The following is a 12869-nucleotide window of genomic DNA, read 5'->3' as shown; positions in this document are numbered from 1 at the left end:
ATCTAAAAGTTGAAAAAAACAAAAATTACTGAACTAGAACGGAAAAGGGCAACTTTACCAGTCGTAAAGTTGCCCTTTTATTTGATAATAGTTACGCTATTTCAAACATTAACCACCGAAGTTATCATACATGATGCTCTCGGGATCTACACCCAGAGAGTCGAGCATGCCGACAACGGCCTTTGACATAGGACCAGGACCGCACATGTAGTACTCGATATCCTCGGGAGCCTCGTGGTCCTTCAGATAGGTCTCGAACATCACGTTGTGAACAAAACCTGGAGTGTACTTTACGCCAGCAGCATCGGCTGCGGGGTCTGGACGGTCCAAAGCCAAGTGGAAGTGGAAGTTGGGATACTCCTTCTCCAATCCGAGGAAGTCCTCGAGATAGAACACCTCATTCAGCGCACGTGCACCATAGAAGTAGTGCATCTCGCGATCGGTGGTGTGAAGCGTTTTGGTCATGTGCATAATCTGAGCGCGCAGAGGAGCCATACCGGCACCACCACCTACCCAAATCATCTCCTTCTTCGAGTCGAAGTGTGGATGGAAGTCACCGAAAGGACCACTCATGATAACCTTGTCACCGGGTTTCAGTGAGAAGATATAAGACGAAGCGATACCAGGGTTAACCTCCATAAAGCCTGAACGATCGGCCTTGAAAGGAGGTGTGGCAATACGAACTGTCAACATGAACACATCGCCCTCGGCAGGATAGTTTGCCATTGAGTAAGCACGGATAGTAGGTTCAGGGTTTTTACACTTGAGTGGGAACAAACCGAACTTCTCCCAAGCAGGCAGATACTCATCACCAATCAGGCTCTTGTCGATGTCCTTATCATAGTCGATGCAGTCGAATGCAGGAATCTTAATCTGAGCATAAGAACCAGGCAGGAAGTCCATGTGAGCACCTGCAGGCAGCTGCACTTTGAACTCCTTGATGAAGGTAGCCACGTTCTTGTTAGAGATAACAGTACACTCGTACTCTTTAACACCCAGAATTGACTCATCTACATGAATCTTCAGGTCGCCCTTCACCTTGCACTGACATCCCAGACGCCAGTGATCCTTGATCTCCTTACGGGTGAAGTGAGGCTTCTCTGAGTCGAGAATCTCGCCACCGCCCTCAAGAACCTGTACCTTACACTGGCCGCATGATGCCTTACCACCACAGGCAGAAGGCAGGAAGATGCCATTCTGATTGAGTGTAGCCATCAGGTTGTTACCCTGAGGCACATTGATAGTGCGCTCGCCATTGATCTCAATATTCACATTGCCCGAGGGAGACAGATATTTCTTCGCAACGAGCAGGATGATGACGATGGCAATGATCGTCACCAGAAACACGATAATGCTATTTAAAATAAACATACTGTCCTCCTCTTAAATTTTAAGTCCGCTGAAGCACATCATAGCCATAGCCATCAAGCCAACGGTGATAAACGTAATTCCGAGTCCCTGCAAAGGCTTGGGAACATCGCTGTACTGCATCTTCTCACGAATAGCACCCATAGCCACGATAGCTATTGTCCAACCGATACCTGAACCAAAAGCGTAAACCAAAGCGTCAACAACGCTGGTGATGGCCTTAGTCTCTGAGGGGTCGAGCAGGATGCGCTGCTGCATGAAGAGTGATGCACCCATGATGGCACAGTTCACAGCAATCAGGGGCAAGAAGATACCCAAGGCTGCATAAAGTGATGGTGAGTATTTCTCAACCACCATCTCTACCAACTGCACGATACCTGCGATAACAGCGATAAAGAGGATGAACGACAGATAAGAGAGGTCCATGCCGAAGATGCCGTTTTCACTAAGCACCTTGGTCTGGAGCAGATAATCAACTGGGACAGTGACCAGCAGCACAAAAGTAACTGCCATACCCAATCCGAGCGATGTCTTAACATTCTTCGAAACGGCAAGGAACGAGCACATCCCCAAGAAGAATGCGAAAATCATATTGTCGACAAAGATCGACCTAAAGAATAATGATATTGCGTGTTCCATAAATTACTTCTCCTTATAAAAATATGCACGATGTATCCAGATGACGCATCCCACCAAAATCAGAGCCATGGCAGGCATTGTCATCATACCATTGTTAAAGTCCTTACAGTCAATGATCTGGAAGCCCAGCAATGAGCCACGTCCGAAGAACTCACGGAAAGCTCCCACGACAACCAAAATCATAGCATAGCCGATACCATTACCCACACCATCGAGGAACGAAGGCCATGGCTTGTTCTGCATAGCGAAAGCCTCAAGACGACCCATCAGAATACAGTTGGTAATAATCAAACCAACATATACTGAGAGCTGTACACTTACGTCATAAACGTAGGCTTTGAGCACCTGAGAAACAATGGTTACCAGCGCTGCAACAACAACCAACTGTACCACAATACGGATACGGTTAGGAATGGTGTTACGAATAATTGAGATAATCACATTAGAGAAGGCTGTAATAACAGTCACAGCTAGACCCATCACGATAGCCGGCTTCAGCTGGCTGGTTACAGCAAGTGCAGAACAGATACCCAGTACCTGCACCAATATGGGATGATCGAGGTTCAACGGATTAGTGAAAGCCTCTTTGTTTTGCTTACTTAATAGTGCCATAGTCTTAGTTCTTTAAAAAGTCCAAGTACTTCTTAGTCAACTGCTCCTGCAGCATCTTGCTCACAGCAGTAGAGGTCACGGTAGCACCTGTAACAGCATCAACCGTTGTCTCGTTGTTCACGTTTTTCTCGACAGACAATGCAAGTGTCTCTTTGCTCTCATCGGCAAAAATCTTCTTGCCATGGAACTTAGCCTGCCAATCAGGGTTATCCTTGATTTCAGCACCAAGACCAGCTGTCTCACTTTCATGATTGAAATAGGCTCCATAGATGGTGTTCTTATCACTATCTACTGACAGGAATGCACTGATGCCACCCCACATGCCCTGTCCCTTCAAAGGAAGAACATACTTCACATCACCATTCTCCAAAGTGCAGACATATACATTCTGCGCCTCGTCGAAGGTCACAATCTTCTCATAGGTAGCATGTGCTTCGTCGTCTGAAAGACCACGAAGGTTCAGTGAATTCAGAATCTGCTTCTCCTGATCGAGAGCCACATTCTTGTCCTGCTGAGGCTTCAAGCTCTGCGACACGAAGGCCAAGAGGAAAGCCACAATCAGTACAAGCACCGTACTATATACAATAATGTACGTATTGGAATTTGTATTCAGTTTCATTTATTACCTCCTCTCTTCAAACGTTTCGTAATATTGCGGTCAACCACGAAGTAGTCAATCGTAGGAGCAAACATATTCATCAGCAGGATAGCCAACATCATGCCCTCGGGGAAACCAGGATTCATGACACGAACCACAATGGCAACAACACCAATGAGGAAGCCATAGATCCACTTACCACACTCCGTGCGACATGAGGTAACAGGATCGGTCGCCATGAACACAGCACCGAAACAGAAACCGCCCAGGACGATGTGCTCGTACCAATGAATTGGAGTCATTTCAAGGCTCTCGAACAGCAAACCTGCCAGAATACCACCAGCGAAGACGCTGAACATGGTCTTCCAAGAAGCGATGCCTGTGTAGAGAAGAATAACTGCACCAATGGCAATAGCAATAACGCTAGTCTCACCAATTGAACCAGGAATCAAACCTGTTACAGCATCCATATTGAAGGCATAGCTATCCAGGTGTGAAAGAGGTGTAGCTCCAGAGAATCCGTCGGGCACCTGACCACCAAAACCAAAGATAGGACTATTAGCAATCCAAGCCTGATCACCTGTCATTTTCTGAGGATAGGCAAAGAACAGGAAGGCACGTGCCATTAATGCGGGGTTAAAGATGTTCATACCTGTACCACCGAAGATCTCCTTACCAATAACAACGGCAAAAGCAACGGCGATAGCCAGCATCCAAAGAGGCAAGTTTACAGGAACAATCAGAGGAATCAGGATACCACTTACAAGGAAGCCTTCCTGGATCTCCTCGCCCTTCCACTGTGCCCAGGCAAACTCGATACCCAGACCTACGATGTAAGAAACGAGGATTTTGGGAAGAACAGCCAGGAAGCCAAAGATGAACATATCCATGAAGGAAGCATCCAAACCTGAGGCAATGGCATTCTGATATCCCACATTATACATACCGAACAGCATAGCAGGCATCAGAGCGATAACCACCATACTCATAATACGCTTCGAGTCGATGGCATCGTGGATGTGTACACCTTTCGTCGATGTGGTGTTAGGCACATAGAGGAAGGTCTCGAAACCATCGAACAGACTACGGAAAGCGTGCAGCTTGCCGCCCTCTTCGAAGTTCGGCTTAATCTTATTTAAGTAATTTCTTATTGCTTTCATCGTCTATTATGCGTTTTCTTTACGTAAATTATTCAAACCTTCACGAACGATGCGCTGAAGTTCAAGTTTTGAAGAGTCAACAAACTCAGCAAGCGCAAAGTCCTCGGGAGCAACCTCGTAGATACCCAACTGCTCCATCTTGTCGATGTCGCCAGCAATGATCGCCTTGATCAGGTATTCGCCATAGATATCCATAGGCAGCACTTTGTCATACTCTCCACTCATAATCATGTGACGCTCGCCACCCTTAACACGGGCATCCAAAGCATACTCTTTCTTACCAAACAGCCAAGAGAAATAGCTGCGGTTTACAGAGAACTGATTAAAGCGGGGCATAATCCATCCCAGCATCTCATCGTTGTCGTCACCCTCGGGGATAACAGTAATCTCTGAAGTATGAGCTCCGAGGAAGCCATCTTTTGAAGTCTGGCGACCCGTCAGCACGTTACCATTGATTACACGAACAGAATGAGAATTGTCATAACTGTTGCTGAGCAACGTTGACAACTCCTCTCCCACCTTCATATCAACATAGCAGGGGTTGGTCACTTCGCTACCACAAAGAGCAACAGTACGAGTAAGATCAACCTTGCCAGTATTGAAAAGACGACCAATAAAGAGAACTACTGTAGGATCACCAATAGTCCAAACGATCTCACCTTTGTTTACTGGATTAAGGTGATTAACCTGAACGCCTACGTTACCTGCAGGGCATTTGCCGTCAAACACAGTTACCTCGACGTCCTTTTCAACGTTCATCTGCTGCAACTTAGACTGAAGGTCGGGCTGAACACCAAGACCCAAATAAGTCTTAGCAATCTTAGACAATGCCTGCAAACCAGTTACGAAATCTTGCTCCTGACCTTTCACTTCGAAATCAAAACTGCCAGCTAAGGGCTTGTCACGAAGTGCAGAAACAAAGATAGCCTTCGGCATCACCGAGGGATTGGTGGAGATGGCATAAGGAAGCTGATTGATGTATCCAAAGATACCAGCTTCGAGCAGAGCGTCAACAACGGCCTTGCCGTCCATCTTTGACACGTCCTTCTTACCAAAATCCACATACTGTTGTTGAGCATCGGCCTCTACTTTCACACAGAGCACCTTGCGACGTTCGCCACGTTCCACTGCGGTAACTTTACCACTGACTGGAGAGGCAAAACGAACTTCGGGATAGAGCTTGTTTACAAACAAGGCATCCCCGGCCTTGACAACGTCACCTTCACGGACAATCACTTTGGGCGTAACTCCCTCAAAATCGCCGGGTACCAAAGCATACTTGCCGTTCGATTTGAGGTCCAGTTTCGTTTCCTTCGCTTTCCCCTGAAGATGAATGTCTAAGCCTTTGCGTAGCTTAATAACATTTGCCATATATAATCAATGAGAATTAATTAAAGTCTATTCTTTTAGCGGTGCAAAATTAATAAAAATTAGTAATATAGGGAACAAATATTCACCGAAAAATGTGGGAATAAAAACTTTTTGTCGTAATTTTGCAACTGAAAAAAGACGAAAGCAAAACTTTTGCTATCTCGGTTTATCAGTTTGAAGCGGCTTAAACATATAACCAACTGGACAATATGGAGCATCGTGGCGCTCTATATGTCTCTTTTAGTTCTCATTCAGATGCCAGTAATTCAGGATGGCATTGGAAGGAGAATGGCTTCTTTTTTAGGTCAAAAGATTGGCACAGAGGTATCTATAGGACGAGTTGACCTAGGCTTTTTCACACGTATCATCATCGATGACGTGGTGGTGAAAGATCAGCAGAATACCGAGATGCTAAAGGCAGGACGCTTATCCGTGAAGTTCAACCCGCTATCATTGATGGAAGGAAAACTGCAGATCTCTTCCGCTCAACTTTTCAATGCAAACGCAGTATTGTACCAGAAGGACTCTTTGACAGTTCCCAACTATCAGTTTGTCATCGACTCTCTATCTTCTAAAGATGATAATTCTTCGTCAAAACTCGACCTTATAATCAAATCTTTGATAGTAAGGCGTTCAAGCATCAAATACGACCGATATGACAAGCCAGTAACACCTGGGCAACTAAACTTAAACCATCTATATATTAATGATGTGAGCGCACACGTCATGTTGAAGAGTCTGTCGAAGGACTCTATCAACGTCAACCTGAAACGACTGACGTTCAACGAGCAGTCAGGACTGGTTGTAAGTCGCATCTCGTCATTATACGAAGCCAACGATCACCAAGCTACTATTCGTAATTTCCGTTTAGAACTGCCTAACACCAACATTCTGGCCCCCCAATGGACCATCAATTACGAAGGTGGAAACATGAAGAACATGCAAGGTGCGTTCAGTCATTCGCATATCACGCTGTCTGACCTTGCAAGTATTGACAAGAAGTTAAAGCCATTCAACGAGCCCATAGACTTTGAGACAACCATCATTGGTGGCTCACACTATGTATCTCTTCAAAGCACTAAGATCTCTATCCCTGAAGAACTGCGCTTTGAGGGCGACGGACAAATAGACTGGAAAGCTAAAAAACTGGCGTGGCAGACACGAATCAACAACCTACGCATAGACAATTCCCTCATCGTAAAGCTGCACGAAAACTTCAAAGAGATTCCAGAATTATTGGTGCGTCTCAATGACATCAACATATCTGGAGAGGCTAGACAATCACACAACGGTCTTTTGGAGGCTAAAGGCACCATCCAAACCGGCATTGGTCACGCAACAATAAAAGGTTCTATTTCGCCCGATAAAAAAATTACATCCGTTATCAAGTCAGACAGTTTAAACCTTGGAAAACTCCTGAACGATAATCACCTGGGGCTTATATCTTCAAACATCAATATCAGCGGAACAACTACACAAGCAAAAGTGAACGCTGATATATCGAGGTTCGATTACAACAACTATAGCTATCACAACATCAACATCAATGGTACATATCGTCCTACAGAAATAGATGGTGCCATTCAAATTAATGATCATAATTTACAAGTTAACCTCAATGGTGCATGGAACAAGTCAGCAAAATCCAACTTCAGACTTAGCGGTCTTATCGCCAAACTGGCCCCCGAAGCACTCAACTTATCCAACCAGTGGGGGAACGTATCTTTCTCCACATCAATCGACGCTAACTTCCGGGCTACCAACCCCAACAATGCAGAAGGAAATATCAACATCAGCAACTTTCTGATGACCACAAATGATTCTTTATCAAAAAGAATTTATAATATTGAGAATCTTAATATTACATCAGGCTATAACGAAGACAAGAACCACTTCCTAAACATTAAGGGAGACATGGGCGAGATCTTACTCAAAGGTCACTTTGAATGGCAGACCTTGCCCCAGAGTTTCATTAATTATATTGCATCTAAGCTCCCCACTCTACCCGGATTACCTCAGTCCAAGTCCCAACCCCACAACGACTTTGAACTAGAGATATATCTGACAGAAACCGAATGGCTTGAAAAGTTATTGGGCATACACATAATAATTAACAAGCCTGCGCACCTTCAAGCCAAGCTCAATGATCTTTCCAACGAGTTAGACATCTATGGTCAGTTCCCCTCTTTCACCTATAACGACGCTCCATATCAGGATGGATTCATTCATCTGACGACAGAAAAAGATACCGCTTTCTGCGAATTAGAACTCAATAAAATCATGGACAACGGACGCCGTACTTTATTATCGCTAACATCCAAGGCGTCCGACAACCTGATTACAAATTCCTTAACATGGGACAACAGCACACGCTGGAGCAGTGACCACACCCAGGCTATGTATGGCACCATCAACACCATTACACAGCTTTACACCAACGAGACAGGCAAAGCCGAAGCCCAAGTACGTGTGCTTCCGTCATTGATGCACCTAAGAGGAGCCGACTGGAATCTTGAGCCATGTGATATTCTGTACTCAGACAATCACTTGATCATCGACCATTTTAATATATCGCATGGAGAGCAGCATCTCAACATCGACGGTGTTGCTTCAAACAATCCTGCTGATACCATTACGCTGGACCTAAATCAAATGGACGTTGAATACATTCTTGACTTGGTCAACTTCCATTCGGTAGATTTCGCGGGTAAAGCCTCTGGAAAGGTCTATGCGAATAACATCTTTGGCGAATTCGGTGCAAAAGCTGATCTGGAAGTAGCAGACTTCCATTTCCAAAATGGCGGCATGGGAACACTCTTTGCAAAAGCAGAATGGAACAAGCAGAAGCAGCAAATCGATATTGACGCCGTAAGCATTGAGAGCCTGCTAGCTAGAACAAAAATCAAAGGCTACGTATCACCTGTCCACAGCAATATCGACCTCAAGATAAACGCCGAAGGCACCAGTCTTGAATTCTGTAAGTCGTTCACCTCCAGTTTTCTGAAAGACATCTCTGGACGAGGTCATGGCTTTGTTGAAGTAGTGGGATCGTTTGGCGAAATGAACCTACTGGGTGATGTTGCCGTAGATGGTAAAGTTTCTGTAACAGCCTTAGGCACTACCTATACCATTGAGGGCGACACCGTTCATCTAGTAGAAAACGATATTCAGTTTAAGGACTTTAAAATCTTCGACACCAATCATCACGTAGGAAGACTGACTGGTGGTGTTCATCACGACCACATCTCAAACTTCACATTCGATTTTGACATTGAGGCAGACAACTTGCTGGCATACGATTTCCCGACTTATGAGGACGGAAGCACCATCTGCGGTACAGTTTATGCGAATGGAAAAGTTGACCTGCACGGACACAATGATGAAATCGTTATCAATTGCAACGTGACCCCCACTCGTGGTTCTACTTTCAGCTATAACGCTGCAAACCCCGATGCTATCAATCAGCAGAACTTCATCACTTGGTCTTCGAGAAACAAAGACCTGACAGACGACTTTGTAGAGATTCAGCAGGGCTCGACAAACCAGAACAACCAATCGAACCTTTATATCAACTTTCTGATCAACGCCACACCTGATGCCACACTGAAGCTTCTAATGGACCAGAATACTGGTGACAACATCTCACTTAGGGGCAATGGCATACTGAGAGCACAGTTCTATAACAAAGGCGCATTCACCATGTTTGGAACCTATGGTGTTGAGGAAGGTACCTATGGTATAACCATACAAAACATCATCAAGAAAACATTCAACTTCCAGCCCAACGGAACTATTAGTTTCAGAGGAGATCCTTTCGAAGCCAACCTGAACCTCCAGGCACTATACACCGTGAATGGCGTTTCACTTTCCGATTTGAACATCGGTAACTCCTTCTCTAATACCGTAAGGGTCAACTGTCTGATGAACATCACCGGAACAGCCGGTTCTCCGCGCATTGACTTCGACTTAGACATACCTAATGTCAATAGCGAGGAAAAGCAGATGATTCGTTCGGTGATTACCAGCGAACAAGAAATGAATCAGCAAGTACTTTATCTATTAGGTATAGGCCGTTTCTATACACAAGGAGCTAATAATGCAGAACAACAGCAGTATGGACAAACTCAGCTTGCGATGCAGAGTTTCTTGTCTGGTACGGTATCTACACAGATTAACCAACTCTTGTCTCAGGTTGTCAATTCCAACGACTGGAACTTTGGTGCTAACATCTCAACAGGCAACGAAGGTTGGAACAACGCCGAGTACGAAGGTCTGGTTAGCGGTAAGATGCTCAACAACCGCTTACTCGTGAATGGTCAGTTTGGCTACCGCGACAATGCCAAGCAGGCAACGCCCTCATTCATTGGCGACTTCAGCCTGCGCTACCTGCTGTACCCTAATGGTAACTTAGCTCTCAAGGTGTATAATCAAACAAACGATAGATATTTCACACGTTCTTCACTTAACACCCAGGGCATAGGTCTCATCATGAAGAAGGACTTTAATGGTATTCGCGATCTGTTCCGCATCAGTAAGCCCAGAAAACAAGACGAACAGAAAGCTAAAGAGACTAAAGAAACAAAAGAATAGTTTAGCCTTTGCTCCTATCCTATACTTTAGAACGCGTGATTCTAGACTCTAGAATAGCTAGTTCCAGACTTTAGAATAATCAGATCTAGACTCTAGAATCACTCGTTATAGAGTCTAGATTCGACACAAAACTTATCGAATAACATCGCAATAGCTCCACTTTTACCTCATTAAACAATGAGTATTGAACATTAACCATGCCGCTTTTGTCATGCGAAACCAATGCTTCTGCCCCGATTTCAAAGTTGATAAAAAGAAATAAGAGGAAACCTTCACAGGTTTCCTCTTTTGTTACCTTTGCATTCAAAGAATCGATGCAAATGGTTTCGAAAGAAGATTGTCTGTCTCACGACTCACAATCTTCAAAATTAACCTTAATAATCTAATACCATGAAAAACACGGTGCAAATATATACATTTTTATTATAGCCTCCAACATTTTTGCACTCCACCAATATGATATTTAATATAATTTAATGATTAGGCTACTTTTTTATATTTTTTCAAAACAACATTCTTGGTACAAATTGAAAAAAGTAGTACCTTTGCAAACTGATTATGAATTCATACAAGGAACGTCCACATATTGCAATCGTTGATTCGAACACATTAGCTGTTTTAGGACTGAAACAGTTGCTGCAGAATGTATTGCCAATTTTAAAGATTGACACATACAATTCTTTGGCAGAACTGGCAGCCAATCACCACGAAAAATATGCGCACTTTTTTGTATCTATGAATATAGTCCTTGAGCATATTGACTTTTTCCGAGAATACAGGAGAAAGACGATTGTTCTTACGATGTCACGAGAAGACAGCAGCCAGCTCAAGGAATTCCACTCGATGTGTATCAACGTGCCAGAACACGAATTGGTAAGATCTCTACTCATGCTCGAGCAGCATGGTCATAGTCACGGGAAAAATCTGCCAGAGATGCCTGAGGCACTTAGAAAGAACATCCTTTCCACCCGAGAAATCGAAGTTATTTCCTTGATTGTGCAAGGTTATATCAACAAGGAAATAGCAGAGAAGCTACACATTGGGTTAGCCACTGTTGTTACACACAGGAAAAACATCATGGACAAGCTAGGCTTTAAGAGTGTTTCGGCTCTTACGATCTATGCCGTGATGCATGGATATGTAGATATCAACAAGATTTAATAGCAGCCCATTCCTTTTGCCGTCGAGAGAGAATCAAGATGGAAATCGTACTTTAGATTATCTTCATCAATCAGCACAAAGTGTTGTTTTCCCTGAATAGAATCTTTAGGACTCTCCCATTTCACGTTGACAAAAGTCTGAAATACAGAGTCTTTGATCTCTGGCGTACGAAGAAGTGTATTCTCGAAGTAATAACTATATGCCACAGTAGTATCTTTCGACTCGCCCATCACCACATCCTCATCATAGCCCGTGACAATAGAATTTTTCATTTGCAGACCTAAAAGCGGATAATTATAGTCTTTATAATAATTGGAGAAGCGAAGAGCGGCGCCTCTGCCGCCAGCAAATGGATAGAATTGTCCAAAAGTACATGAGTCTATCAAAGCCAATCCACCATGAACAGAGAAGCAATCTCCCTGAGCATTGGTAAACTGACAATTCAAAAACTCTGCATAAGCATTAAAAAGCTCTACCCCATGTCCCTTGCTATTGTGCACGATGGTATGATTCATATACAACCGGCAGTCGCTCTCGGTATATTCAGCAGAGTCACACACCAGGCCATTGACGGCATTACGAATCTCGGAATTCAGAATCACATTTTCCGTTGATGAGCTATGTAAACGAATACCTTTCCACTGACCACTCACGCGATCATACGGCAGATAATCGAACATATGATCTTGTCTGTCGCCACGAAAGACCACGTTTTTGGCAAACATCGTACCATAGACTTCTACCCCAGCACCATCATGAAAGTATAGTGTGGTATTCCTGATGTTCAATAAAGCGGCGCTATCTACTGTCAAACTGCCATAAATCACGATAGGACGAGCGCTTTCTACGACGGTATCTGACTTTATGACCCAATCTTTTTTTATATCAGCATCCCATGAAACGGCTCTAAGGTTCACCTTTTGCTGGATGCCACTTTCCAACTGAAACAGGATATCATCCTCTATCGTTTGCGGCATTGTGCTTTTGTTCTCTGGTGCTGTCAACTCTACGAACACACGAATACTGTCACCCTTACGAATTTCTAAATCAGATACCACGGAACCTAAAGAATTGTCGAGGTAGCTACCATCTACATTTACACGAAAACCCGATTGGTTGCCATTTCGCAGTCGTACCGTTTTTAATCGAACACCTTCCTTATTGGAGTTATAGACCCAAAAGTCATACATCCGCGAACCGATAGACGTAAAGACGGTATCTACCTTAACGGTGTCTGTTGAGAAGTTCAACAAAGCCGACTGACTTGTGGTAAACAAGTCATCATCTGAGCAGGAGAATAGTGCTGACAGTATAATTGAGAATAAAAAAATCCGTTTCATCATATAGACAAAACGGATTATTCCTTATTT

9 protein-coding genes are annotated in these 12869 nt (G+C 44.0%); 2 read left to right on the top strand and 7 right to left on the bottom strand.

Annotated features, from left to right (window positions below; all coding sequences use genetic code 11):
• Window positions 1–108: 108 nt before the first annotated feature.
• Genes nqrF through T433_RS0113245 form a run of 6 tightly spaced genes read right to left on the bottom strand, consistent with a single transcriptional unit; the run spans window position 109 to window position 5748 of the window.
• Window positions 109–1371: an NADH:ubiquinone reductase (Na(+)-transporting) subunit F gene (gene nqrF, locus T433_RS0113270; RefSeq protein ID WP_027449715.1), complete on the bottom strand. Its 1263-nt coding sequence runs from the start codon at window positions 1369–1371 to the stop codon at window positions 109–111.
• A gap of 12 nt (window positions 1372–1383) precedes the next feature.
• Entirely contained in the window at window positions 1384–2007 is a 624-nt protein-coding gene (nqrE, locus tag T433_RS0113265) for an NADH:ubiquinone reductase (Na(+)-transporting) subunit E (protein ID WP_027449714.1), read from the bottom strand.
• Between the two features lie 3 nt (window positions 2008–2010).
• Complete coding sequence (locus T433_RS0113260; protein WP_027449713.1) at window positions 2011–2619, bottom strand: NADH:ubiquinone reductase (Na(+)-transporting) subunit D; 609 nt, start codon at window positions 2617–2619, stop codon at window positions 2011–2013.
• A 4-nt stretch (window positions 2620–2623) separates the two neighbouring features.
• Window positions 2624–3232 carry an FMN-binding protein gene (locus tag T433_RS0113255; RefSeq protein ID WP_027449712.1) on the bottom strand — a complete coding sequence of 203 codons (609 nt, stop codon included), beginning with the start codon at window positions 3230–3232 and terminating at the stop codon, window positions 2624–2626.
• 2 nt (window positions 3233–3234) lie between these two features.
• Window positions 3235–4377: an NADH:ubiquinone reductase (Na(+)-transporting) subunit B gene (locus T433_RS0113250; RefSeq protein WP_027449711.1), complete on the bottom strand. Its 1143-nt coding sequence runs from the start codon at window positions 4375–4377 to the stop codon at window positions 3235–3237.
• A 6-nt stretch (window positions 4378–4383) separates the two neighbouring features.
• Window positions 4384–5748: a Na(+)-translocating NADH-quinone reductase subunit A gene (locus T433_RS0113245; RefSeq protein WP_027456132.1), complete on the bottom strand. Its 1365-nt coding sequence runs from the start codon at window positions 5746–5748 to the stop codon at window positions 4384–4386.
• A 288-nt stretch (window positions 5749–6036) separates the two neighbouring features.
• On the opposite strand from T433_RS0113245, the gene T433_RS15570 reads away from it, so the two are divergent.
• Both T433_RS15570 and T433_RS0113235 read left to right on the top strand, forming a co-directional pair.
• Window positions 6037–10338, top strand: coding sequence for a translocation/assembly module TamB domain-containing protein (locus tag T433_RS15570; protein WP_052357158.1), 4302 nt, complete (start codon window positions 6037–6039; stop codon window positions 10336–10338).
• Between the two features lie 558 nt (window positions 10339–10896).
• Complete coding sequence (locus T433_RS0113235; protein WP_027456131.1) at window positions 10897–11499, top strand: helix-turn-helix transcriptional regulator; 603 nt, start codon at window positions 10897–10899, stop codon at window positions 11497–11499.
• Here the strand turns inward: T433_RS0113235 and T433_RS15565 are convergent.
• Window positions 11496–12776 carry a right-handed parallel beta-helix repeat-containing protein gene (locus T433_RS15565; protein ID WP_162164210.1) on the bottom strand — a complete coding sequence of 427 codons (1281 nt, stop codon included), beginning with the start codon at window positions 12774–12776 and terminating at the stop codon, window positions 11496–11498. The two genes, T433_RS0113235 and T433_RS15565, sit on opposite strands and share 4 nt — an antisense overlap.
• Window positions 12777–12869: the final 93 nt, after the last annotated feature.

It is taken from the genome of Xylanibacter brevis ATCC 19188 (assembly GCF_000621725.1).
GTDB classification, from domain to species: domain Bacteria; phylum Bacteroidota; class Bacteroidia; order Bacteroidales; family Bacteroidaceae; genus Prevotella; species Prevotella brevis.
The sequence above is the reverse complement of the archived record's forward strand: the minus strand, read 5'-3'. Positions and strand labels throughout refer to the sequence as shown.